Origin of the sequence: Marvinbryantia formatexigens DSM 14469 (genome assembly GCF_025148285.1) — a bacterium.
GTDB lineage: Bacteria > Bacillota > Clostridia > Lachnospirales > Lachnospiraceae > Marvinbryantia > Marvinbryantia formatexigens.
Map to the genome: position 1 here is coordinate 3,260,703 of NZ_CP102268.1, position 24,621 is coordinate 3,285,323.

Genomic DNA, 24,621 nt, shown 5'->3' on the forward strand with positions numbered 1-24,621 from the left:
GGCGCGCCGCACCTGGATGGAAATAATGGGGGACTTTTGACCCCCGATATCATATTATAGATAGAAGGGCAGACGATATGAGAAAAAGAAGGTTTGCGGTATTTGGAATCATGCTCTGCTTTTTGCTTCTGTTCTGCGTGGGCGCGCAGGCGGAGGAGGCATCGGAGGATGGCACGGAGACGATGAAAATCGGCGTGGTCGTATATGACCCGGACAGCTCGGAAATGAGTATGTTCAGCAATTATTACCGTGATTATATCCAGGAGGGTTTTCCGGTGCAGTTTTTCTTCTCCGGCGCGGTTGCGACAGCGGAGGAGGAAAATCAGTTTATAGAAGCGGCAAAGGAGCAGGGGGCGGAGGGGATCATTTCCTTCTGCGGTTATGATCTGGAGAGCACGCTGGCGGTGTGCGCGGAAAATGAGCTGTATTATGTGCTTGGCTCAGGTATTGTTGCGGATGAGGCGTTTGACGCTGTGAAGGATAATCCGTGGTTTCTCGGCTCGGTAGGACCAGATCCGGCGGATGTGTACCAGACAGGTGTTAATATGGCGGAGTATTTTCTGGAGAAGGGCGCAAAGTCTTACGTGATTATGACGGGCGGCGCGTCCAGGGGAAATGCCACTCACGCATCCCGTGTGGAGGCGATGCTGGAGACATTTTCTGAACAGGCGGGGCTTGTGCTGGACGGCGAGGCGTCTGAGCTTGCCGCGGCAGAGGTGAATACGACGCTGACAAGCGCCGACGGAAGCATGACGGTGACGCTGGTGCCGGATTATACGGAGAACGGCGCCGGGCTTCAAAATCTGGAGGAGGCGTTTGCCGCCGGGAACTGCGATGCGCTGATGAGCGCTTTTCATGCATCCACGTATCTCGATAAGATTGCAGAAAAGGAAGCGGCGCAGGGAAGTAATATTATGGTAGGCGCGATTGACAGTTTTACGGAGGAGAATTTCGAAGCGATTAAGACGAAGGATTCTTTTGGAAATCCGCCGATTGATTATGTGGAGGGCAAGTATGCCTCTATGGCGGGTCCGGCTTTTGCGATGCTTTATAATGCGGTTTCCGGATATCCGGAAGCGAACTCGGAGGATGGCGGGGCAATCCGCCTGTATCAGGGATTCTGGGTGGCAAAGAGCCGCGAGGAGTATATTGAGCTGTACGGCTATACGACCGGTATCTATGAGAACGCTTATAGCTGCGAGGATCTGATGCAGGTAATCCGGGTGTTTAATGAGGAGGCGTCGCCGCAGGCGCTGAAGGAGCTGACGGAAGCGTATACTGTGGAGGATGTGAAAGCGCGGATAGTGAATGGCTGAGTAAATGAGTAATTGAGTAATTGAGTGGCTGAGTGGCTGGGCGGTGGAAACCGCCCGGCTTGTTGCTGCCATGCATACGACAAAAACGTCCAGTGGACGTTTTTTGGTTTATGCGTGTAGCTGCGTCTGTCGGATATGTTGCGCTGCATGCGTGCGGCTGCGTCTGGTAGATATGCTGTGCTGCATGCTTACGGCTGGACCCGGCACCATGCCTTCCGCCGCAGACACGTTGCTCTTTTTGACCTTGCTGCGCCGCCTATTGGCAGCAATTTTGCCTCCATAGAAGCTGGTCGGACAAAATTGCTGCCGCTATGCTCGCAAGGTCTGCAAGAGCTGCCTATCGTCTGCGGCGGAAGGCATGGCGCCGGGTCCGCCTGTCAGCGGCAGAGGCAGTATATTTGGCAGAAGCAGAAGCGGGAGGCGACGGCGGTTATTTTGCCGGATGTACAGTTGACAGAGTGCCATATCGGAAGCGAAAATGATAGAGCGAGGTGTCGGGCGTTTTGCCGGATGCAGAAGCGGCAGGGAAGGGCGCCGACGGTGTGCAGTGTTGGATGCGGAACAGAAGGCAAGGCGCCGGCGGTGTGCAGTGTCTGATGCAGGGGCAGAAGGCAAGGTGAGGCGGAGTGCAGTGCTGGATGCGGGGCAGAGGGGAGACGCCGACGGTGTGCAGTGTTGGATGCGGGGCAGAAGGCAAGGCGCCGACGGTGTGCAGTGTTGGATGCGGGGCAGAGGGGATGGCGCCGACGGGGGTGTGTCTGATACAGGGGCAGCCGGGAAAAATTGACAGATTGTAATGAGGAGGATGTGCATGAGGATTGGAAGTATGGAGATTGGACCGGGAGAGAAGAAAGCGGGCTGGATTCCGGTGGAGGGAACGTCCTGGCGGCTGCCGGTGACGGTTATCTGCGGCGGCGCGGGGAAGACGACGCTGATTACGGCAGGGATTCACAGCGCGGAGCATGTGGGCGTGCAGGCGGTGATAGAGCTGGCGGGAGAGCTGCAGCCGTCGGAGCTTGACGGGACGGTGATTCTGGTTCCGGTGGTGAATGTCAGCGGTTATGGATACCGCGGGACGAGCATGGTCCGGGAGGACGGAAAGAATCTGAACCGTGAGTTTCCGGGGAGCAGGGAAGGCACTACGGCGGAGAAAATCTGCCGGACGGTGACGGATATTCTCTTTCCGGCTGCAGATTACTATATTGATTTGCATTGCGGGGATTATTTTGAGGATTTGTATCCGTATGTGTATTATGTGGGACCGGTGGAGGAGAAGGTGCGCGAGGTGGCGCGGGCGATGGCTTCTTGTGTGGATGTGAAGTATGTTGTGGAATCGCAGATTACGACAGGAGGCGCTTATAATTATGCCAGCGCGGCGGGAATCCCGTCGGTTCTTCTGGAGCGCGGCGGCAGAGGACTGTGGAGCCGTGCGGAGGTGGATGCGGATAAGGCGGATGTAAGGCGTGTTCTGGAGCATATTTATGGCTCTGCATGGATGGCAGAGAGTGAGCAGGCAGGACGGGCAGATAACGGGCGGCAGTCTGAACAGCCGGCGGGAGATGGCAAGAATATACGTCCGGTGGAAGCTGGTCAGGCAATGCGGCAGGCAGGCGTCGGTCAGACGGTGCTAACAGATGTCCGCTATATAGATGCGCCCGGAAGCGGGTGCTGGTATCCATTTTTTTCTGCCGGGGATATTTGCGGGAAGGGCGCGGTTCTCGGTGAGGTACGTGATTATTTTGGAAATGTGATTCATATTTGCCGGGCGGCGGAGCGCTGCGTCATTTTGTACCAGACGGTGAGCCTGAATCTGCCGGCGGGCAGCCCAATGGTGGCATACGGGGTATTGTAACGCGTCCGCGGAAAAGGCTAAGTCATGCGGGAAAAGCAAAGCCTGCGGGAAAGGAAAAGACCTGCGGGAAAGGCAAAGCCTGCGGAAGAGGAAAAGCCCTCCGGAAGAATCCGGAAGGCTTTAAGGCAATGTCAGAGCGCTTTTTCGGCGTTCTGTCTCCGTTTTTCCAGTGCGACGGTCATTTCTTCGCGGATGCCGTCCAGCTTATAAAAGTAGGTAAGTATTGCAATCAGCAGACAGAGAACGATTGGAATCCAGATGAAGCATATCTCTATGTAGGAGAGTGCTTTTTCTGTCTGCACGGCGTTTGCCACGTAGCCGCCGCTTTTTAGGAAGATACCGATGACAAAGCTTGTCAGTCCCATTCCGCCTTTTACGAAGAAGCCCTGGAAGGCGGCAATCAGTCCGGATACGCTGGCGTTCTTTTTGTATTCCGAATAATCGATGACATCCGGCTGCATGGCAAAGGTAAGACCGAAGATGCCGTAGATTCCCAGTCCGGTTATTACCAGACCTGTCAGCAGACAGACGGCGGAATTTTTTCCGGCAAATATGAGCAGGTCCCCGGCGATGTATAAAGCGACACTGAAGAACATCAGACTTCGTTTGCTGAACCGTTTTTCCAGCTCCGGCAAAAGCAGCAGCATCGGGAGTCCGGACAGAATGCCGAGGATTCCGACCAGAGAGAGCCAGTCCGGTCTGTTCAGGTTGTACTTAAAATAGTAGATGACCGTGGTGCTTCTGACAACGTAGAGTGAAAAATAGAACAGGTTCAGCAGAAACAGAATCCATGCCTGCCCGGTCAGCCCTTTGAAGTCGTCGAAGATAGAAGTGTGCTCGCGGCTGACGGATGGCGGAACGACTTCCTTTGTGCTGGCAAATGTCACAAAGAAAATCAGCATGGCAGCGATTCCGTAGATGGTCATGGTTATAAGATATCCACGCGCTTCGTCCCCTTTTCCGAAAAAGGATACCAGAGGCGAGGTGATGGACATAACGATGGCGGTTCCTGCCATTGCGCACACCATTCGTGTGGATACCAGAATGTCGCGCTCATGGACGTCGGAGGTAAGACGCGGAACAATAGTGTTCAGCGGAATATTTACCACCGTGTACGCTGTGCAGAGGAGGCAGTAGGTTATGTAAGCCCACACCAGCTTTCCGGTGCTTCCGAAATCCGGAATATAGAAGGTGAGAAATGTAAATATGGCAAACGGGACGGCGCCAAGCAGGAAGTACGGTCTTCCCTGTCCCCACTTTGAGTGTGTCCGGTCGACGATCAGTCCCATTCCGGTGTCTGTTATTGCGTCAATAAATTTTGTTACAAGCATCATAGTGCCCGCCGCTGCGGCGGTAATTCCGAATACATCTGTATAAAAAACCATCAGATAGGATGCCATCGTACTGAAAACAAGATTACATCCGAGGTCCCCAATACCGTATCCAATTCGCTTTCCCCATTTTTTCATGGCGTTCTCCTTTTCGATTTTTATTCCCGCGGGCAATGAGCCGGGTGCCGTGCCTGCCGCGGGGTATTTCGTTGTATGATGCCAGGGTCAAAAGGTCTGAGCTCACATGAGCTTGCTCATAAGTGGGCGTAAGACCTTGGGACCCGCCCCGATATGAGCATAAAAGTGGGATGTATATCCCACGATATGCGAATAGCGGGTAGGATTGTGGAAGTGCGAAGCACGTAACAATCCGTAGGCATCATATTTAGGGCTTTTGCCCCCAACATCGTTGCATTATGCGGATGGTACGTTTTGTTAAAAATACCTCCGGCTGCGGATGCCGCCGGAGGGTAGTATTCCCGCATGCAGCAAAACAGGTGGCTGAATCTGTGCGGATATCTGGCGGTGCGGGGATTTGTTCCCCGCGGTTTGCTGCACGCAGCATTTTGCGTCCCGCAGTTTTTCTGCGGGGTATTGACTCATTTTAGAAGCAGGTGAATGCTCCGTCGATGATGAAGTCTGAGCCTGTTGTGAAGGTGCTGGTATCTCCGGCGAGATATACGCAGATGGATTCCAGCTCTTCCGGTTTGCCCATTCTTCCGAGCGGTGCCATTTCGTTCCATTTCTCAATCAGCGGAATCAGTGTCGGGGAGTTCAGAGTAAGCTCTGTTCCGATGTATCCCGGACTGATGCTGTTTACGCGCACGCCGCGCTTTGCCCATTCAATGGCGAGCGATTTTGTAAGCTGGATGACGCCGGCCTTGGAAGCGTTGTAAGCGCACTGCGGCTGCGGAACATTTACAATATGTGCGGACATGGAAGCGGTGTTGATGATGGAGCCGCCGCCGTTTGCCAGCATGTATTTTCCGGCTGCAATATCCGTGAGGAAGATGCCGTTCAGATTGATGTTGATGACTTTGCTCCACTGCTCCCAGGTCATTTCTTCCGCCGGGGCGTTGATGCAGATGCCTGCGTTGTTGTGGCAGAAATCAAGTCCGCCGAGCTCCTGCACGACCTGTGCGACCATCGCGTCTACCTGGTCTTTGTCTGTGCAGTCGGTTTTGATGGCGATTACCTTTCTGCCTGTTTTTTCTGCGATTTCTGCAGCGGTTTTCTTTGCTTCTTCGATGTCAAGGTCTACGATTGCCACATCCGCGCCAGCTTCAGCGAAGGCGGTTGCCGTACACTTTCCGATACCTCTGGCAGCGCCGGTAACAAATCCTTTTTTTCCATCCAGTCTCATTTTTTCAATAATACCCATGTTCGTTCTCCTTTTCTTTTTGTAAAACTGTTTATGAATTTAATTTTGTAAAACGGTTTTATTTATTGTGATATTATAGTAACTCATTTTGCAAAATAGGTCAATATTACATTGTTTACAAAGTTGAATGTCGATTTTTGTATATAATTACCAAAGAGGGGCGATGCACGGCTGTGAACGGAGTGAACAGCAGCCGGTATCCGGGGTATTCCACCTGTCCGGGGGATTTTTGTTGAAATAGAAGAAGATAAATTGTATAATGATTTTAGCAAATGGTTTTGCGAATATGACACCGGGGAGGAGCCTGCTATTATGAATACATTTTCGCTTACGGATATAAAGAAGAAAAATCTGTCGGATGTTTATCATTTTATTTATTATCATCCGGACTGCTCCAAGCAGTCGATTGCCAATGCGCTGGAAATCAGTCTGCCGACGGTTTCGCAGCATCTTTCCACGCTGTTGGAGGAGAGGCTGATTGAGAAAGCGGGGCAGCTTGCGTCGGCGGTGGGACGGCGTGCGGCGGCATACCGGATTATTCCGGACGCCCGGATTGCCGTTGGAATTGAGATACTGGATAAGAAGGTTTATATTACCGCGCTGAATCTGTATGGAAAGAAGGAGGCGAAGGAGCGGTATAGTCTGGTTTTTCATGCTGACGATTTGTATTTTGATGATTTGCAGAAGCTTGTGAAGGAGTTTATGCAGAAGTACCGGTACCGGGAGGAGCAGCTTCTTGGAATCGGTCTGGGTATCCAGGGGCTGACTTCGCCGGACGGCGCGCGCGTTACTTATGGAAAAATTCTTGACTGTACGGGATGGTCTATCGGGCGGTTTGCCGGTTATTTTCGTGTGCCGTGCAGATTTCTTCACGATGCGGAGTGCGCGTCGAACAGCGAGCTCTGGGAGAATCCGCAAATCAGTGACGCGATTTATCTTTCTATCGGGCAGCATCTTGGCGGTGCTGTGATACTTGGCGGCGAGTTGCAGAAAGGGCTTACCGGAAAATCCGGTACCTTCGAGCATATGTCGCTGGTGCCGGACGGGCGGACGTGCTACTGCGGAAGGAAGGGCTGTGCCGAGTGCTACTGCTCCGGTGAGTTTCTTGCAGGACCGGGGATGGAGCCGGAGGAGTTTTTTGCGAAAAAGGAGCAGGGCGACGCCGCCTGCCTGGAAAGGTGGGAGGAATATCGCCGGTATCTGTCCATGCTGATTAATAATCTTCATATGGTTATGGAAAATACGATTATTCTCGGCGGCAATATCGCGTCGCTTTTTTCGGAAGAGGATATTGCGGCGGTGCGGGCGGATGTGCTGCAGCGCTCCACCTTTCTGGATGATGTTTCTTATATCATTCAGGGAAAGTGCCGCAGCGATGCCGTGTCTATCGGAGCGGCGCTGCCGTTCATAAAAGAATTTCTCCGGGACATCGGGACGGAAGCCGCGATGTGAACCGTGTGTGGTCTGCGGCTGTGTGCATGACTAAGGCGTGTTTTTGACCGTACTTACAGTATGGCACCGGGATCGCCTGCCAGCAGGACGGGTGAAAGATGGGATGCAGTTCTAAGAAGTATGTGTGGAGGGATAATTAACCTGCACTTGACCTGTTACTATAGGTCAAGTGCAGGTTAAGTTGAAAAACTAATAATATGATTTTTCCGGTTTATATTCGTGGTCGTCGAGGAGGTTTTTTTCAAATTGCATAATATCCTGCACTTTGCAGTCCAATATCTGGCATAGTACGTCGATCGTATGAGTGTTTACATACGCGTTTGCGCGCAGGCGGCTTAATTGTCCGGCTGAGAAGTTATGCTCTTTAATGAGTTTGTATTGTGTAATGCCTTTCTTTTTCATTGTTTCCCAAAGTGGTTCGTAAGTTATCATTATCTGGCTGTCCTTTCAAGTTTAGTTTCTACTTGAATATTAGCCAGTTGCGGGGTATAATAATATTAGCCATATATGGCTAATATAGAAAGGAGAGAGAAAAATGAGAAAAAAGAAAGGGAAAATGTGGAAGCTGCTTTTAAAGAGCCTGTTTCTGTGGGCGATGATTGTTTTTGCCCTTCCAGGGGTCAAAACGGATGCGGCAAAGATTACGCTCAACAAAACGAGCGTTTCTATTTATGAGGGAAAAACGTATAAGCTGGCTTTAAAAAATGTGACAAAAGGGAAAAAGGTAACATGGAAATCAAGTAAAAAAAGTGTAGCAGTAATTAAAGCAAACGGGACTTCCTGTACGATTACTGGAAAAAAGAATGGAACGGCTGTTATCAGCGCAAAAGTTGGAACAAAGACATATAAATGCAAAGTAACAGTGAAAAAATTGCCAGTAGCTTTGTCGGCCAAGACAAAAACCGTAAATGCAGGTTCCTCTTTCACACTATCTTTGCAAAATACATCTTCTACTGCAAAATGGAGCGTTTCAAATAAAAAAGTTCTGTCACTGAAGAAACTTGGAAAAAACAAATATAAGATTAGCGGTTTAAAGGCTGGGAAAGCAAACGTATATGCGCAAATTGGCAAAAAGAAATATACTTGCGCAGTGACGGTTAAAGCAAAGCCGGCTTCAGCAAAACCAGCGCCGACCTGTGTAGCAAATCAGACAGTGTATGTACATGACACAAATATCCTTGATATTCCAGACTGTTTTATTTTTATTAAGAATCTGGATAAAAATGCAGCGATTACAAACATTAAATCTTCAAATACATATATAAAAGCTAAAAAAAGAAATGGGATGGATGCTATTCAGGTAGCAGCTGCTTCTTATCGCGATAATGCCGACCTTGCAAATATGACATCAAAGATTTCATTTTCGGTGATCCAAAATGGGAAGACTTATAATTTGTCATGTAATATTATTGTGAAAGAAATGGAGTCACCTTTCAGCAGCTTTAAAATCGGGGAACAGGAGTTTGCAGGGCAGTACAAAGGAACTATGAGTGTGAGTGCAGAAATTACTGGCAGAAAAGTGATTTCCGTAAAAATGGCACCGGGATATATATTAGATCAGATTCTGGTATCTTACGGCTCAGATTCTAAGGAAGTGAAGAATGGTTCGGCTGTTGATTTTGATAAAGGAGATAATGCACATATAACTGTAAATTATCATATGACAAAAGCTCCGGTGAATTATGTTGCGCCCACATCATGGGATGCTGTGTCAAAGTCACCTCTGCATAGCTGGATATATTTCATTGGCTGGTCGTTTTAGAAAAGGATGATAAAATCTGCTTTTTTAATTTGGAATGCAGCAATATGCGTAATGCGCCCCCGGAACGAAAGTTTCGGGGGTTTGTAATAGTAATAGGAGAAAGCCGTGCAGTAAACTTCGTGGCAGAGCCGCTCAGTCACGGGCATTCGCCCTAATGAAAAATCTGTGAGGAGCAGAAAGGAGCTGTCTTGAAAACTAGTTTCAGAAACAGCTCCATAAGGTTATTTGGTAATTTTTACACGTTTGGCGCTACTCCAGCTTGAGTAATAGGTGGTCTTTCCGATGGTTTTGTAGCCTCTGACAGAGATTTGGTATGTTTTTCCTTTGGTCAGTCCGGTCAGTGCCTTTTGGCGGACGGAAGCCTTCACCTTCACGGTTTTTGTGACGGAGCCTGTCTTGTAAGCTATCTGGTAGCCTGTAACACTGGCCGTCTTCTTCCATATGACGGAGATTTTTTTGCCGGAAATGTTTTTCGCACTGGTGAGAACAGGCGTCTTCAGCTTGACGGCATGGCAGTATTTGCAGGTATTATTTTTATACGTGTGCTTGGCTGTCACTGTCTTTTTGCAGGTCTTGCACACGGCCTTATGTTTGGTGTTGCTGGCAATCGTGTAGGTATACTTGTGACCCTTCGCTTTGCTCTGTACTATTTCTACGCTTTCTTTTATAGAAAGATTTCCCAGTGTAGCGGATGCGGTATAGATGGTACTTCCGGCTTTCGTGCAGGTGGCCGTGGTTTTTTGGGTAACGGTACATTTTACGGTTTGGGTGCTGCCGCAGCTACTGCAGGTAAAAACAGCATTGCATGAAGTAATCCCTCTCCATATAAGTTCCGGGTTTTCATATTGATGTCCGGTAGCGGGGATACTCTCTCTTTTTTTCGCGCCGCAGACGGTACAGGAATAAGCCTTTGTTCCGGCAGCCGTACAGGTGGCGTTCTTCTCAAGTTTCGGGTTTTCATATTGATGTCCGGTAGCGGGGATGCTCTCTTGCTTTTTCGCGCCGCAGACGGTACAGGAATAAGCCTTCGTTCCGGCAGCTGTACAGGTGGCATTCTTCTCGATTGTAGCGCTTGCCGAATACTGATGACTTCCGAGGGGACCATATTCCTTTCCGCAGAGAACGCATACCGCCTTGTGCTGACAGGTAGCGGTACCGCCTGTGTGCTGGCAGGTGGCGGGTGTGGTTGTCGTATCACTCAGTGAGAAGAAATTTACCTGGTACTGTACGGACAGATTCGTTCCGGTAATAGTGACCTGGAAAAGGTCGCCGGAATTGTAATTACCAATCCCGGCCGGTCTGAAAATAATACATCCTTTCTGACCGTAATTAGAATTCTCGATATAGAAATCACCGTTCGAGGAGCTTTTGGAGAACGACCAGGTACGTCCGTCGTTAAGTCTTTTCAAGGTTACGGATGCATTTGCGACCGGGGTACCCATAGAGATACTCCAGGGCATCGCCTGGTCAAAAAATTCAAGCGGCATATTTTGAGCCGGCCAGGCGACTCCTTTGTATGCCGTAGGCTGGCCACTGCCGTCAAAGGCATACATGGCATAATAGTCATTGTCAATGCCAAAGCCTGTATATTGCATGGTCGGGTTTAGGCACCATCTTCTGTGACCCACACGGTCGATGTTGTTGCTTTGCTTATCGGACATCCAGCCAAAGACGATTTCGTCATACAGCGTTTTGTATCCCCAGCCAATATTGGAGGAGCGCGCGCCCTGCGAAGCCTTCTCGTACATCGCATCGCTCATGCCGGGGAGCTGTGCAGGATCATGGGATAAATATCCCTGTACATAATTAATCAGCGCCGCTGCCTGGGCCAATTCTTGATAATCGGTTTTGATCTGTACATTATAGGGAATACCTGCAATGTAGCGAACCATATTCAGTGTGTTTAAGCCGTTTTGGAGCGTCGCTGAGCTGACCTGTCCGAGACTGTATGGCGCTGTGTTTACGGGTGGATTCGTATAACTGGTTGCCAGTTTTCTGGGGTTCAGTTTTTTCATCATTGCCTTGATTTCGCTCTGTGAGTGGACATCTACGCTGATGCCGGTTGCGGCACGCGCCTGTCCGGCGGGAAATACAAGGCATAGCAGCATTAGAATACAGGCGAAAGCTGTTTTCATGCAATAGTTTTTTCTCTTTCCTGATTTCATACATTTTCTCCCTTATTTTGCAAGTTTACAGTTATAAATTTTCATTTTTATCATAGCATACTTGACGGGGTGGTTCAAGCAATAAACAGCTATATTCGCATGGTCATGATTTTTACGGTTACCTTCCACGGGGGAAGTAATCGGATTTTTTCCCTAAGCCTGGAAGCTTATAATTGTTTCAGTAGTTCTTGTGATTACTTGGAATTTTTTGTAAAGTTTTTTTATATAGCGTAATACGGAGCAATAATCAAACGCCCGAACGGCATTTACTTTGCTGCTATTTTGATACTGGATGCCCAGACCTTGATATTTTTGATGAAAACGGTCCCTTTGTTGATTATAAGGGTAACAAGACGGAGAAAAAGCTGTGCAAGCTCCCGCAGGCGATTACCAGAGTGCCGCGAGCCGTGCAGTGAGCTTCGCGGCAGAGCCGCTCAGTCACGGGCATTCGCCCTATATGTCCCATCCGCCAGATGCCCGTTTGTGCGCAAGCGCCCACGGGCGATTACCAGAGTGCTGCGAAAGCCGTGCAGTGAACTTCGCGGCAGAGCCGCTCAGTCACGGGCGTGCGCCCTATGCATCCATCAAGGAAAGTTGTCTGCTGTGAGCAAGCTCCCGCAGAAACTTTCCTTTTTGGATGCGCACGGCTTTCTTGTATCGTGAAAAGTACAAAAAATGTGATTTTTTGCGCAAGGGAAAATAGACAAGTTACCGGATTTGTGATATGATAATTCTATATGAGAAGCTTCGGGGCTGCCTGGAGAGCATTGTGCCGCGCAAAGCGGCTGCGCTGTCCGGCAGACTGGTATGCCGTATGGACATGCTGTATGGGTATGCCATATGAGCGGGCAGAGCCGGGGCTTCGGGTCATATGGTTCACATATGAAAGCCAGAACCCTCCGGGGTTCAAAAAAATAAGGAGGAATATCAAAAATGGCAAGAAAAATGAAAACGATGGATGGTAACCATGCTGCAGCTCATGCTTCTTATGCATACAGTGATGTGGCGGCTATCTTCCCCATCACCCCGTCATCTGTTATGGCTGAAGCCACAGACGAATGGGCAACCCAGGGCAGAAAGAATATCTTCGGACAGGAAGTCCAGGTAACGGAAATGCAGTCCGAGGCAGGTGCAGCAGGTGCCGTACACGGTTCCCTGTCAGCAGGTGCTCTGACAACTACCTACACAGCTTCCCAGGGTCTTCTTCTGATGATTCCGAACCTGTACAAAATCGCTGGTGAGCAGCTTCCGGGTGTATTCAACGTATCCGCCCGTGCAATCGCAAGCCATGCGCTGTCCATCTTCGGAGACCACTCTGATGTTTACGCATGTCGTCAGACAGGTGCAGCTATGCTGTGCGAATCTTCCGTACAGGAAGTTATGGACCTTACACCGGTTGCACACTGTGCAGCAATCAAGGGACGCATCCCGTTCATCAACTTCTTTGACGGCTTCCGTACATCTCACGAGATCCAGAAGATCGAGACATGGGATTACGAAGACCTGAAGGATATGGTAGATATGGATGCGGTTGAGGCATTCCGCAATCATGCGCTGAATCCGAATCATCCGTGCCAGAGAGGTTCTGCACAGAACCCGGATATCTTCTTCCAGGCAAGAGAAGCATGTAACCCGTACTACGATGCTATGCCGGCAATCGTACAGGAATACATGGACAAAGTAAATGCTAAGATCGGCACAAACTACAAGCTGTTCAACTACTACGGCGCAGAGGATGCTGAAAAAGTTATCGTTGCAATGGGTTCCGTATGTGATACCATCGAAGAGACCATCGACTACCTGATGGCAGCAGGCGAGAAGGTTGGTGTTGTAAAGGTTCGTCTTTACAGACCGTTCAGCGCAGAGGCTCTGATCGCAGCTATCCCGGAGACTGTTAAGCAGATCACCGTTCTTGACAGAACAAAAGAGCCGGGCGCTATGGGCGAGCCACTGTTCCTGGATGTTGTTGCAGCTCTGAAGGGCTCCAAATTCGATTCTGTTCCGGTATTCACAGGACGTTATGGCCTTGGTTCCAAGGATACCACACCGGCACAGATCGTTGCGGTATACAACAACACAACAAAGCAGAAATTCACACTTGGTATCGTAGATGATGTTACCAACCTGTCTCTGGAACTGGGCGCTCCGCTTGTTACCACACCGGAAGGAACCATCAACTGCAAATTCTGGGGTCTGGGTGCAGACGGTACCGTAGGTGCTAACAAGAACTCCATCAAGATCATCGGCGACAACACCGACATGTACGCACAGGCTTACTTCGATTATGACTCCAAGAAGTCCGGCGGTGTTACCATGTCCCACCTTCGTTTTGGTAAGAAGCCGATTAAATCTACCTACCTTATTCATAAGGCAAACTTCGTTGCCTGCCACAACCCGTCCTATGTACGCAAGTACAACATGGTACAGGAGCTGGTAGACGGCGGTACATTCCTTCTGAACTGCCCGTGGGATATGGAAGGTATCGAGAAGCATCTTCCGGGACAGGTTAAGAGCTTTATCGCAAACCACAACATCAAATTCTATGTAATTGATGGTATTAAGATCGGTAAGGAAATCGGTCTTGGACAGCGTATCAACACTGTTCTGCAGTCTGCTTTCTTCAAACTGGCGAACATCATTCCGGAGGAGCAGGCAATCGACCTCATGAAGGCTGCTGCAAAGGCTACCTACGGACGTAAGGGTGACGCTATCGTTCAGATGAACTACGACGCGATCGACGCCGGCGCAAAGCAGGTTGTTGAGATTACCGTTCCGGAGAGCTGGAAGAATGCTGCTGAGGAAGACATCATTGCTAAGGATGTTACCGGAAGCAGAAAAGACGTTGTAGATTTCGTAAATACTGTTCAGCATGCGGTAAACGCACAGGAAGGAAACAACCTGCCGGTATCTGCGTTCAAGGATTACGTGGATGGTTCCACACCGTCCGGTTCCGCAGCATTCGAGAAGCGCGGCATCGCGGTAGATATCCCGGTATGGAATCCGGATAACTGTATCCAGTGTAACAGATGTTCCTATGTCTGCCCGCACGCTGTTATCCGTCCGATCGCTCTGACAGAAGAAGAAGCAGCTGCAGCTCCGGAAGGCATGAAGACTCTGCCGATGACCGGTATGGCTGGCTACAAGTTCGCTATGGTAGTATCCGCTTATGACTGTACCGGATGCGGCTCCTGCGCAAATGTCTGCCCGGGCAAGAAGGGTGCAAAGGCGCTTACTATGGAGAACATGGAAGCAAACGCAGGCAGCCAGAAGTATTTTGACTATGGCGTAACACTGCCGATCAAGACAGACGTTGTAGAGAAATTCAAAGAGAACACCGTAAAGGGTTCCCAGTTCAAACAGCCGCTGCTTGAGTTCTCAGGCGCATGCGCAGGCTGCGGTGAGACACCGTACGCAAAACTGATCACCCAGCTGTTCGGTGACAGAATGTACGTTGCAAACGCAACAGGATGCTCCTCTATCTGGGGTAACTCCTCACCGTCCACACCGTACACCGTAAATGCTAAGGGACAGGGTCCGGCATGGTCCAACTCTCTGTTCGAGGATAACGCAGAGTTCGGTTATGGTATGCTGCTGGCTCAGAAAGCACTCCGTGACGGTCTGAAAGTAAAGGTACAGGCTCTGCTTGACTGCGACTGCTGCGGCGAAGATGTAAAGGCTGCTGCACAGGAATGGCTGGATACCTTCAGCGTAGGCGGCGCAAACAGCGTAGCTACCGACAAGCTGGTTGCAGCATGCGAGGCATGCGGATGCGACGACTGCCAGGAGGTTCTGAAGCAGAAAGACTTCCTCGCTAAGAAATCCCAGTGGATCTTCGGTGGTGACGGATGGGCATACGATATCGGATTCGGCGGCGTTGACCACGTTCTTGCAAGCGGCATGGACATCAACGTAATGGTATTCGATACCGAGGTTTACTCCAACACAGGCGGACAGGCTTCCAAGGCTACACAGCCGGGTGCTATTGCACAGTTCGCTGCTGCAGGTAAAGAAGTGAAGAAGAAAGATATGGCTTCCATCGCTATGTCCTACGGCTATGTATACGTAGCACAGATCGCTATGGGTGCTGATTACAACCAGACCGTAAAGGCTCTTGCAGAGGCAGAGGCTTATCCGGGACCGTCACTGATCATCGCTTACGCTCCGTGTATCAACCACGGTATCAAGAAGGGCATGAGCAAGGCGCAGACAGAGGAAGAGCTGGCTGTAAAGGCTGGTTACTGGCATCTGTTCCGCTTCAATCCGCAGGCGGAGAACAAGTTCACCCTGGATTCCAAGGCTCCGGACTACACCGGATACGAAGAGTTCCTCAACGGAGAAGTACGTTACAACTCTCTGAAACGTGCAAATCCGGAAAGAGCTGCAAGACTCTTCGCAAAGAACCAGAAGTGCAACGAAGAAAGATATGCATATCTGAACAAACTGGTTGGGCTGCACGCAGCAGACAAAGAGTAATTTCAGATAATTTACGGGGATCGGCGCATATGCGCCGGTCCTTTTTTACAGGTTGCCAAATATCCGGAGGGAGCTGCCAGTGGCAGCTCCTGCAGGTGCGGCGTTTCCGCCGCCGGGTGCAGTATGCATTGGTTTCCAACGCAAATATGTTGATTTCCTTGTTTTGCTGCGCCGCCTATCTGACAGCTTCCTTCGCAAACTCGCCTGTGTTCCACAGGCTCAGACATGCTTCGGAAACTGTCGCTATGCTCGCAAAACTGCGAAAATCTGCCAATTATTTGCTTATGGAAATCGATGATACCTGCACCAGGGCAGGCGGAAATACAACGCGGAGACCGTATGCATCGAAATCTTTCGTGACGTTATTTGTTATGGCAAAAGTGGAGTGTGAGAGTATGAAATTACTTGCTGAAATTGCTCCGGCGGAGTTTGATGTATTACACTAAGGTGCCATTGCTGAACTAAAAGTGAAGAAAAATTCAAAAATACAGTTAATTCAATGATTTGACGCTCTGCTTTGCGTATATAAGCTTCTATCGCAAACCTGCCTGCGGCTTGCAGCTTCGGGGATATTGATGTATACGGGAATCCGCTGCATATGTCCTGCCGCAGACAATAGGAAGCTTTCGCAGATTTTGCGAGCATAGCGGCAGCACCCGGAGCGTGTCTGAGCCTGCATGGCAGGCGAGTTAGCGGAGGGGCTGCCCGATAGGCGGCGCAGCAAAATCAAGAAAAGCAACGTGTCTGAGGAAGGACATATGACAGACGGATTCCGGAGAACACCCGGTGCAGTTCCCGGATACGTACCTGCAGGATCTGCCACTGGCAGCGCCTTTCGTATGCATGGCAACTAAAAAACGTCCGCCGGACGTTTTTGTCATATGCATGGCAACAAAAAAAGCTGACAGGCAACCGTCAGCTTTTTCTGCATATTTTTAGGATGTCAACTGGCTTTTTTAAGCGGCCTTCACTTTGGTTTTCTTCATATACAGAGAAATCTCTGAAAATACGAAGCTCAGTACCAGAAGTGCGGCGCAGGTGTAAAGCTCGTTCATGTGCTGGAAGGGCTCGATGCCGTAAATCGTATCGGAAATCGGCCAGATCATTAGGCGCACGAACATCAGACAAGCGATGCCGCTGCCTGCGCAGAGCACCACCGGAGCATATGCCGCGATCTTATTGATGAGCAGCATAATGATGGCAACCGCTGCCGTGATGCCAAGCAAAAGGCATACATTTGAATCATAAATTTTTTCCTTATATGTGATAGAACTGAATTTCATCCCATATACGACGGCAGACGCAATGCAGAGAACGGCTGCGATAATGCCGACATAGAAGCCCGCTGCTTTCTTAACGGGACCTTTTTGTGTGTTTGTCATAAGAAAACTCCTTTCCCTCTCGAAACCTTAGATTAGGAATACCTGGAATACTTAAAAAAGCAGAGCGGCCGCATTGTGTGCCGGTGTCCAGACAGGCGGGCTGTGCCGTTTTAAGGCTTTTTGTATGCGTGCATATCCTGCAGAAGGCTTTCAGAGGGCATCCGGAAACCGCATTTTCCGGGCGCCGGCGCGAAAAATCCCGGCAGAAGAGCCACACATATTGTCAAAAACAATTATGACATGGAATAGAATTTCTGTCAAATTGCCAGAGCAAAAATCGGCGGTTCCGGGAAAGAGAAAAACAGCAATTTACGTCAGTGAAAAAAGAATACACGACAAAAATATTGACTTATGAAAAGAAAATGAACGTGAATGAACCGGATGTCGCATTGCGGCGTAGTGCGAATTGTACACGACATCGGGCAGACCTTTCCAAAAACGGGAAAAATGCCTATAATAAAGACAACTATATGTATTTGTTTTGTATAAAAATACCCTTGCGTCCGTCGCGCATCTTATCCGGTGTGATGCAAAATAGACGGAAGTTATGCAAAACAGCGTGCGCGCTCCCCGCATGGAGGCGTACAGATACGAAGTTAAGGCATGGCAGAAATCCCATTGCGGAGCGATTCGGAACGGATTTTTGCAGACACCGGTCCAGCCAGACCGGACCGGTACACACACAATTTCAAGAAAGAGAGGAGACTGTATATGAGGTCCTCAAAGAAAAGAACGCTCAAGAAGGTATTAACGAACATCTTTGTCATTCTGCTGGTGCTCGTGTATTTCGGCAGCTCGGTTGCAAGCGAGTTTACCGGACAGATTAACTCTTTCCTGGGCATTTCCACATCAAAAATGGTCAACAAGGATGGCAGCCCTGTTGATGAAAATGCATATGCCAGATACTATGAGAGCGAGTTTACATCGGTTGCCGACCTGAAGGCTGCCGGACTTGCAAAGGTGCGTGAGGTGGAGGGCGAAGGCGCCGTTCTGCTGAAAAACGACAACAACACACTGCCGCTGCAGGGAACAGAAGTATCCCTCTTTGGTGCAACGGCAATCTCCCCGGTATACGGCGGTACCGGTTCCGGTGCGGTATCCTCAGCGGATGCTCCTTCCTATAAGGACGTCATGGAGGAAGGCGGTTTCACCGTTGTCAACAGCGAGCTGCTTGACTGGTACCTTGCAGAGGAATACGGGCGCGACTTTGATGAAGGAAACATCAACGAGGCTTCCTGGAAATCTATCCAGAAGTCGGATGCGGTAGATTCCTTCGGAAACGGCGAGGCGGCAATCTTCGTTGTCGGCCGTGTCGGCGGCGAGGCAAACGACCTCAAGAGCGTAAACCATGATGACGGACAGAACGGCGACTATCTGAGACTGAACAAGAGCGAGCGCGCTGTCCTGGAGGGTCTGAAGGAATATAAAGATGAAGGAAAGATTTCCTCCATCATCGTGCTGATTAACAGTGCGAACCCGATTTCCGCAGACTTTATCAACGAAGAAGACTACGGCATCGACGCGGCGCTGTGGATTGGTTCTGTGGGACAGACCGGTCTGTACGCGGTGGCGGACATCCTGTCCGGCGCGGTAAACCCGTCCGGTTCTCTTCCGGATACCTGGTGGATGGATAACCTGCTTGACCCGGCGATGGCGAACTTTGGAAGCTACACTTATGAAGGTTCAGAAAACTATGACTTCGGTTCCCACGGACGTGTGTACAATATGTACGTTGTATACCAGGAGGGCATTTATGTCGGCTACCGCTACACCGAGACGCGCTACGAGGATGTGGTGCTCGGCACGGAGAACGCGGGCGACTACGAGTATGACGAGGTTGTGGCATATCCGTTCGGCTACGGTCTGAGCTATACTGAGTTTGAGATGTCCGACATGGAAGTAAGCAAGAGCGGCGAAGGTCAGGATACCACCTACACAGTATCTGTCAATGTGACAAATACCGGCGACGTGGCGGGCAAGAAGGCCGTACAGATTTACGCGCAGAAGCCGTACACCGATTACGATAAGGAAAACCAGATTGAAAAGGCGGCGGTAGAGCTGGTCGGCTACGGAAAGACCCAGATGCTCGAACCGGGCGCAAGCGAGACCGTTACGGTAGAGGTACCGGAATACTTCCTTACCTCCTACGATGCATACGGCACCGGCGTTTATATTCTGGACGAAGGTAAGTATTACTTCACGGCGGCGGACAACTCCCATGTGGCGGCAAATAATATTCTTGCGGCAAAGGGCATGAAGGTGTCTGACGGCATGACAGAAGAGGGCAATGAGGACATGGTTTACGATGTGGACTATGACTTCGACAGCGAGACCTATGCGACGGCATACGGCACCGGCAGCGAAGTGACCAGCCTGTTTGCGGATACGGATATCAACCGCTACGAAGGAAGAGGCGACAACTCCGTTACCTATATCAGCCGCAGCGACTGGGAAGGCACAACGATGCTGTTTACCCCGGATGATGACGAAGGCTACAATACAAACTATGTAAAACTGACGATGACAGATCAGATCGCGGCGGATGTTGTGCTGGATGATTCCGACCTGCCGGAGAACGACGGCAACTGGCCGACGATGGGCTCCACAGAGACCACCTACCAGTTAATCGATATGCTCAATGACGAGAGCGGCAACCCGATTCCGTACAGCGATGAGAAATGGGAAGAATTCCTCGACCAGCTCACCTACAGCCAGCTCAGCCAGCTCTGCGCAGTCGGTCTGCGTATGACGGTTGCGGTACAGGAAATCGGTAAACCGGAAACCCTCGACCACAACGGGCCGAGCGGTGTGACACAGGCGTACAGCATCGGACCGAACGGTTATGCAACGCAGACGAACGACCCGGATAAGAGCCTGACAGGTACCTGCTATCCGTGTAACGGCATTATCGCGGCAACCTTCAACGACCAGCTCGTGGAGGAAGTCGGCACACTGATCGGCGAGGATGCAATGTGGGCAGGCTACGCAGGCTTCTACGGTACTGGTCTTAATATTCACCGCACCCCGTATGCAGGACGTGTGTTTGAGTATTATTCGGAGGATGGTATCCTCACCGGTCTGATTGCAGGCGTGGAGACAGCGGCGATCCAGTCCAAGGGCGTTTACGTTTACAACAAGCACTTTGCGCTGAATGACCAGGAAGAACAGCGTCAGGGTATCGGTACCTGGTGTAACGAGCAGGCGCTGCGTGAGCTCTACTTAAGAGCTTTCGAGCTTCCAATCGTAAATGCGGATGCGAAGTGTGTGATGACGGCGTTCAACCGTCTCGGCGCACACTGGGCAGGTTCCTATTATAATCTGATTACGTCATGGCTGCGCGGAGAAGCCGGCATGACCGGTTTTGCAGTAACCGATATGTATGACGGCAGCTACATGTCCAAGCCGCATGAGGTGCTGGCAGGAAACGATATTCCGGATAACTATCCGGGTGTGAGCGGAACAAATGTGGAGAACGCGGCGAGCGACCTCGGTTTTGAGTTTGCTGATTATGGTCCGGGCGCTTCCAAGGAGAACGCACAGATCGCGCAGGCAATGAGAGAATCCGCACACCGCATTCTGTACACCGTTGTACATTCCCGCGGTATGGACGGCATCAGCGCAGACACCATGATCGTGCAGGTAACGCCGTGGTGGTCCACGCTGTTGACGGTTCTGACCTATGTATTTGCGGTACTGTCACTGCTTTCCGCTATCTGGCTGGTTCTGGATATTGCAGGCATCAGCTTTAAGAAGAAAAAGAAGGCGTAATTCCGGCATACAGGTCCGGGCAGAAGCTGCCCGGACCGTAAAAAGAAAGGAAAAAAATTATGAGAAGACGTGAAAGTCTCCTGGACCGGGAATGGCAGTTTGCCGGACCTGGCGGAAAAACTACAACCGTCCGCCTTCCCCATACTTGGAATAATATCGACGGACAGGACGGCGGCAACGATTATTACCGCGGCACCTGCACCTACACGACCACCTTTGCGGCGCCCGCTTTTGCGGCGGATGCGGAGTGCGTTTATCTGGAATTTGACGGAGTGAACGCGACGGCGGACGTCACGCTGAACGGGCATCCCTGCTGTCATCATGACGGCGGCTATTCCACCTTCCGCGTGGAGGTGACGGATCTGCTGCAGACGGAAAACAGCCTGCAGGTGGCGGTGGACAACAGCGTGAACGACCATGTGTACCCGCAGAAGGCGGATTTTACCTTTTACGGCGGCATTTACCGTGACGTGAAGCTGATCGTGGCGAACAAAAAGCACTTCGATATGGACCACTTCGGCGGACCGGGCGTGAAGATTACGCCGGTCGTGGACGGAGAGGACGCGAAGGTAACGGTGGAGAGCTGGAACAATGCGCCGGAGGCGGAGACGGTCATCACCATTCTGGACGCTGCCGGAAAGCCGGTGGCGGCGGGTGCGGGAAGCAACGCGGTGATCGTGATGAAAAAGCCGCACCGCTGGGACGGCGTGAAGGACCCGTATCTGTATACGGCGGTCGCGGAGCTGAAGGAAGACGGAAACGTGCTCGACGAGGTGCGTCTGCGCTTCGGTGTGCGCGCGTTCCATGTAGATAAGGATAAGGGATTTTTCCTGAACGGGCGCTGCTACCCGCTGCGCGGCGTGTCGCGCCATCAGGACAGAAAAGGGCTGGGCAATGCGATTACGCAGGCAGAGCACGATGAGGACCTGGAGCTGATACGGGAAATGGGCGCAACCTCCATCCGTCTGGCGCACTACCAGCACAGCCAGTATTTTTACGACCGCTGCGATGAAATGGGTTTTGTGGTGTGGGCGGAGATTCCCTATATTTCCGAGCACCTGACGAATGGACGAGAGAACACGATTTCGCAGATGAAGGAACTGATTACGCAGAACTATCATCATGCCTGTATCGTGTGCTGGGGCGTATCGAATGAGATTACGATTTCCACAAAGGATAAAAAGGATATGCTGGACAACCATCACGTGCTGAACGATCTGTGCCACGAGATGGACTCCACCCGCCTGACGACGCTTGCCTGCTACGCAATGTGCGGACCGTTCAACAAGGTGGCGCATATCACGGATATTGTGGGCTGGAATCTGTATCTTGGCTGGTATGTTCCGGGACTGTTTTTAAATGACCTCTGGATCAGCTTCTTCCATCTAGTATATCCGAAGCGCTCCCTGTGCTTTTCGGAGTACGGCTGCGAGGGAATGCCGAATCTGCATTCGGCGCATCCGCGCCGCGGCGACCACACGGAGGAGTACCAGGCGAAGTACCATGAATTTATGCTGCGCTGCTTTAACCGCCATCCGTATATGTGGGCGAATTATGTGTGGAACATGTTCGATTTTGCGGCGGACGCGCGTGACCAGGGCGGCGAGCCGGGCATGAATCACAAGGGGCTTGTGACCTTCGACCGCAAGACGAAGAAGGACAGCTTTTATCTGTACAAGGCGTTCTGGAGCGACGAGCCGTTCGTGCATATCGCCGGAAAGCGCATGGCTGACCGCACGGGCGAGAACACGAAGGTGAAGATTTATACGAACCAGCCGCATGTGAAGCTGTATAATAATGGCAAGGTGATGGGCGAGGCGGATGTGGATAAGGTTGTTACCTTTACCGTGCCGCTCTCGGATGTGAATAAGCTGGAGGTGCGTGCGGGCAAGCTGCGCGATACGGCGGTGCTGAAAAAGGTGAGCAGCCCGAATCCGTCCTACAAGCTGAAGAAGGATAAGAATAAGCAGAAGAGCAACTGGGTGTAGCGCGCTGTCCTGCTGAAGAAAAAATGAAAGGAGTCTGTAGAAATGAGTGATTCTGCAAAGACGACCAGAACAGAAAGCGTGAACCGCGCGAAAGCATACCAGCTTGTGCTGTTTCCGCTGAATAACGGCGCCACGAACGTATACTTTGTGCTGGTACTTTCCTATATTGCCATGTTCGGCAACGGAGTGCTGGGGCTGTTGATGGCGTTTGCAACTATCATGGTAACAGCGATGCGTCTGTGCGACGCGATTACCGACCCGATTATCGGTGCGCTGATTGACCGCACCAGCGGAAAATTCGGTAAGTTCCGCCCGTTTATGATTCTCGGAAACCTGATTATGGCGGTGAGCATCCTTGTGCTGTACCTGCTTACGCCGATGATTCCGGAATCCATGATGTGGCTGCGCTACGTGGCGTTTGTTGTATTATATTTTGTATGGGTAATCGGTTATACCTTCCAGACCTCCTGCACCCGTTCCGGGCAGACGGTTCTGACAAATGACCCGAAGCAGCGCCCGATGTTCACGCTGTTCAACACGGTGGGAAGCCTTATCGGTATGGGCGCCATGCAGTTCTTGGCGCCGATTATCCGCTCCAACGTGGGTGACTACAATACGGCGGCATTCTACCGCGTGCTGGCTCCGCTGGGTATCGCGATTTCTATCGTGCTGACCATTCTGGCGGTCATCGGTATCTGGGAGAAGGACCAGCCGAAGTATTACGGAATCGGCGGAGACAAGGCCGAGAAGGTAAAGGTTTCCGAATACATTGAGATTATCAAGGGCAACAAGCCGATGCAGCGTCTGATGGTTGCCGGCGCGGGCTGTAAGCTGGCGCTCGCCATTGCGACGAACGTATCCGTTCTCTGTATGCTGTACGGCAGTATGATGGGAGATTACGACGGACTGTATCTGCCGATGATGGTGCTCGGTTATGCATGCTCGGCTCCGTTCTTCCTGCTGACCATCCGTACCTCGCAGAAGCACGGACAGAAGGCGTCCCTGGAGAAATATGTACGCCTCGCGCTGATCATGTACATAGGTGTGCTGGTGCTGCTGCTGTTCTGGAGACAGGGCGACCCGCGGTTCAACCTTTCACTTATGGGAGAGAACGGTCTTTCCATTAACCTGTATACGGTGCTGTTTATCATTTTCTTTGGTATCGGCTACGGCGCATACTATTCTACCGCGGACATGCCGATTCCGATGGTGGCGGACTGCTCGGACTACGAGACGTACCGTTCCGGAAAATACATTCCGGGTATCATGGGTACGCTGTTCAGTCTGGTGGATAAGCTGGTTTCCTCGCTGGCTACCACGGTTGTGGCGCTGGCGGTATCCTGCATCGGTCTGAAGGATTTGCCGGCGGCGGAGACGCCGTATGCGGCGGGTATGAACTGGGTAGTAATCGTGCTGTTCTGCATTATCCCGATGCTGGCATGGCTTGCTACGCTGATCGCCATGAAGGGCTACACGCTGACAGGTGCGAAAATGAAGGAGATTCAGGCGGTGAACGCGGCGAGAAAAGCAGCGATCGCCGATGGAAAGACGATGGACCAGGCGATGAAAATGTACCAGACCATCGACCAGGTTCCGGGGGAATTTAAATAATGCCAGGACTGCTCTATAGTGGGCAGCAAAGCCAGGGAAAAAGTTAAAAATATGCGATTTCTCATTTGTAAATTTTACATTTCTATATTATAATAGAGCATAGAAGTGGCGGAATAACCGCAGAACACAGTATCCGTGCG

General features: G+C 50.9%; 15 protein-coding genes. 10 read left to right on the top strand and 5 right to left on the bottom strand.

The window, feature by feature from the left end; all coding sequences use genetic code 11:
* Nucleotides 1–77 precede the first annotated feature (77 nt).
* The 3 genes from NQ534_RS15265 to NQ534_RS15275 all read left to right on the top strand — a co-directional run bounded on the left by NQ534_RS15265 (nt 78) and on the right by NQ534_RS15275 (nt 3,168).
* Nucleotides 78–1,316 (top strand): type 1 periplasmic-binding domain-containing protein, encoded by a 1,239-nt coding sequence (locus tag NQ534_RS15265; protein ID WP_006861681.1) that lies wholly within the window; start codon nt 78–80, stop codon nt 1,314–1,316.
* Nucleotides 1,317–1,954: 638 nt separating this feature from the next.
* Nucleotides 1,955–2,113, top strand: coding sequence for a hypothetical protein (locus NQ534_RS15270; protein ID WP_157200727.1), 159 nt, complete (start codon nt 1,955–1,957; stop codon nt 2,111–2,113).
* A 14-nt stretch (nt 2,114–2,127) separates the two neighbouring features.
* Complete coding sequence (locus tag NQ534_RS15275) at nt 2,128–3,168, top strand: M14 family metallopeptidase (RefSeq protein ID WP_006861684.1); 1,041 nt, start codon at nt 2,128–2,130, stop codon at nt 3,166–3,168.
* 131 nt (nt 3,169–3,299) lie between these two features.
* Here the strand turns inward: NQ534_RS15275 and NQ534_RS15280 are convergent, their stop codons facing one another.
* Nucleotides 3,300–4,637 (bottom strand): glycoside-pentoside-hexuronide (GPH):cation symporter, encoded by a 1,338-nt coding sequence (locus NQ534_RS15280; RefSeq protein WP_040782913.1) that lies wholly within the window; start codon nt 4,635–4,637, stop codon nt 3,300–3,302.
* Between the two features lie 466 nt (nt 4,638–5,103).
* On the bottom strand, nt 5,104–5,880 hold the full coding sequence (locus NQ534_RS15285; RefSeq protein WP_006861687.1) for an SDR family oxidoreductase: 777 nt from the start codon (nt 5,878–5,880) through the stop codon (nt 5,104–5,106).
* Nucleotides 5,881–6,192: 312 nt separating this feature from the next.
* Between NQ534_RS15285 and NQ534_RS15290 the strand changes: the two genes are divergently transcribed.
* Complete coding sequence (locus NQ534_RS15290; RefSeq protein WP_040782915.1) at nt 6,193–7,332, top strand: ROK family transcriptional regulator; 1,140 nt, start codon at nt 6,193–6,195, stop codon at nt 7,330–7,332.
* 189 nt (nt 7,333–7,521) lie between these two features.
* Here NQ534_RS15290 and NQ534_RS15295 read toward each other — a convergent pair whose 3' ends face one another.
* Nucleotides 7,522–7,764, bottom strand: coding sequence for a helix-turn-helix domain-containing protein (locus tag NQ534_RS15295; protein ID WP_006861689.1), 243 nt, complete (start codon nt 7,762–7,764; stop codon nt 7,522–7,524).
* A gap of 103 nt (nt 7,765–7,867) precedes the next feature.
* Here NQ534_RS15295 and NQ534_RS15300 point away from each other — a divergent pair, with 103 nt between their 5' ends.
* Entirely contained in the window at nt 7,868–9,094 is a 1,227-nt protein-coding gene (locus NQ534_RS15300; protein WP_006861690.1) for an Ig-like domain-containing protein, read from the top strand.
* A 221-nt stretch (nt 9,095–9,315) separates the two neighbouring features.
* Here the strand turns inward: NQ534_RS15300 and NQ534_RS15305 are convergent, their stop codons facing one another.
* The gene (locus NQ534_RS15305; RefSeq protein WP_050778299.1) at nt 9,316–11,259 is read right to left on the bottom strand and encodes a fibronectin type III domain-containing protein; all 1,944 of its coding nucleotides are present in this window, start codon (nt 11,257–11,259) and stop codon (nt 9,316–9,318) included.
* A gap of 933 nt (nt 11,260–12,192) precedes the next feature.
* Between NQ534_RS15305 and nifJ the strand changes: the two genes are divergently transcribed.
* Together nifJ and NQ534_RS15315 are read left to right on the top strand one after the other, a co-directional pair.
* Nucleotides 12,193–15,732 carry a pyruvate:ferredoxin (flavodoxin) oxidoreductase gene (gene nifJ / locus NQ534_RS15310; protein ID WP_006861697.1) on the top strand — a complete coding sequence of 1,180 codons (3,540 nt, stop codon included), beginning with the start codon at nt 12,193–12,195 and terminating at the stop codon, nt 15,730–15,732.
* 245 nt (nt 15,733–15,977) lie between these two features.
* Complete coding sequence (locus tag NQ534_RS15315; RefSeq protein ID WP_040782918.1) at nt 15,978–16,178, top strand: hypothetical protein; 201 nt, start codon at nt 15,978–15,980, stop codon at nt 16,176–16,178.
* A 510-nt stretch (nt 16,179–16,688) separates the two neighbouring features.
* Here NQ534_RS15315 and NQ534_RS15320 read toward each other — a convergent pair.
* Nucleotides 16,689–17,114 (bottom strand): hypothetical protein, encoded by a 426-nt coding sequence (locus NQ534_RS15320; protein WP_006861701.1) that lies wholly within the window; start codon nt 17,112–17,114, stop codon nt 16,689–16,691.
* Between the two features lie 711 nt (nt 17,115–17,825).
* Here NQ534_RS15320 and NQ534_RS15325 point away from each other — a divergent pair.
* From NQ534_RS15325 to NQ534_RS15335, 3 genes are read left to right on the top strand one after another with little or no spacing between them, the layout of a single operon-like run.
* The gene (locus NQ534_RS15325) at nt 17,826–20,882 is read left to right on the top strand and encodes a glycoside hydrolase family 3 C-terminal domain-containing protein (RefSeq protein WP_074679929.1); all 3,057 of its coding nucleotides are present in this window, start codon (nt 17,826–17,828) and stop codon (nt 20,880–20,882) included.
* Between the two features lie 59 nt (nt 20,883–20,941).
* Nucleotides 20,942–22,870, top strand: coding sequence for a glycoside hydrolase family 2 protein (locus NQ534_RS15330; protein ID WP_006861704.1), 1,929 nt, complete (start codon nt 20,942–20,944; stop codon nt 22,868–22,870).
* A 42-nt stretch (nt 22,871–22,912) separates the two neighbouring features.
* Nucleotides 22,913–24,481, top strand: coding sequence for an MFS transporter (locus NQ534_RS15335; RefSeq protein ID WP_006861705.1), 1,569 nt, complete (start codon nt 22,913–22,915; stop codon nt 24,479–24,481).
* Nucleotides 24,482–24,621 lie beyond the last annotated feature (140 nt).

What these genes read in the sequence shown, in the direction of transcription:
- NQ534_RS15265 (WP_006861681.1), top strand. Translation starts at nt 78, where the DNA reads ATGAGAAAAAGAAGGTTTGCGGTATTTGGAATCATGCTCTGCTTTTTG.
- NQ534_RS15270 (WP_157200727.1), top strand. Translation starts at nt 1,955, where the DNA reads ATGCGGGGCAGAGGGGAGACGCCGACGGTGTGCAGTGTTGGATGCGGG.
- NQ534_RS15275 (WP_006861684.1), top strand. Translation starts at nt 2,128, where the DNA reads ATGAGGATTGGAAGTATGGAGATTGGACCGGGAGAGAAGAAAGCGGGC.
- NQ534_RS15280 (WP_040782913.1), bottom strand. Translation starts at nt 4,637, where the DNA reads ATGAAAAAATGGGGAAAGCGAATTGGATACGGTATTGGGGACCTCGGA.
- NQ534_RS15285 (WP_006861687.1), bottom strand. Translation starts at nt 5,880, where the DNA reads ATGGGTATTATTGAAAAAATGAGACTGGATGGAAAAAAAGGATTTGTT.
- NQ534_RS15290 (WP_040782915.1), top strand. Translation starts at nt 6,193, where the DNA reads ATGAATACATTTTCGCTTACGGATATAAAGAAGAAAAATCTGTCGGAT.
- NQ534_RS15295 (WP_006861689.1), bottom strand. Translation starts at nt 7,764, where the DNA reads ATGATAACTTACGAACCACTTTGGGAAACAATGAAAAAGAAAGGCATT.
- NQ534_RS15300 (WP_006861690.1), top strand. Translation starts at nt 7,868, where the DNA reads ATGAGAAAAAAGAAAGGGAAAATGTGGAAGCTGCTTTTAAAGAGCCTG.
- NQ534_RS15305 (WP_050778299.1), bottom strand. Translation starts at nt 11,259, where the DNA reads ATGAAATCAGGAAAGAGAAAAAACTATTGCATGAAAACAGCTTTCGCC.
- nifJ (WP_006861697.1), top strand. Translation starts at nt 12,193, where the DNA reads ATGGCAAGAAAAATGAAAACGATGGATGGTAACCATGCTGCAGCTCAT.
- NQ534_RS15315 (WP_040782918.1), top strand. Translation starts at nt 15,978, where the DNA reads ATGCTCGCAAAACTGCGAAAATCTGCCAATTATTTGCTTATGGAAATC.
- NQ534_RS15320 (WP_006861701.1), bottom strand. Translation starts at nt 17,114, where the DNA reads ATGACAAACACACAAAAAGGTCCCGTTAAGAAAGCAGCGGGCTTCTAT.
- NQ534_RS15325 (WP_074679929.1), top strand. Translation starts at nt 17,826, where the DNA reads ATGAGGTCCTCAAAGAAAAGAACGCTCAAGAAGGTATTAACGAACATC.
- NQ534_RS15330 (WP_006861704.1), top strand. Translation starts at nt 20,942, where the DNA reads ATGAGAAGACGTGAAAGTCTCCTGGACCGGGAATGGCAGTTTGCCGGA.
- NQ534_RS15335 (WP_006861705.1), top strand. Translation starts at nt 22,913, where the DNA reads ATGAGTGATTCTGCAAAGACGACCAGAACAGAAAGCGTGAACCGCGCG.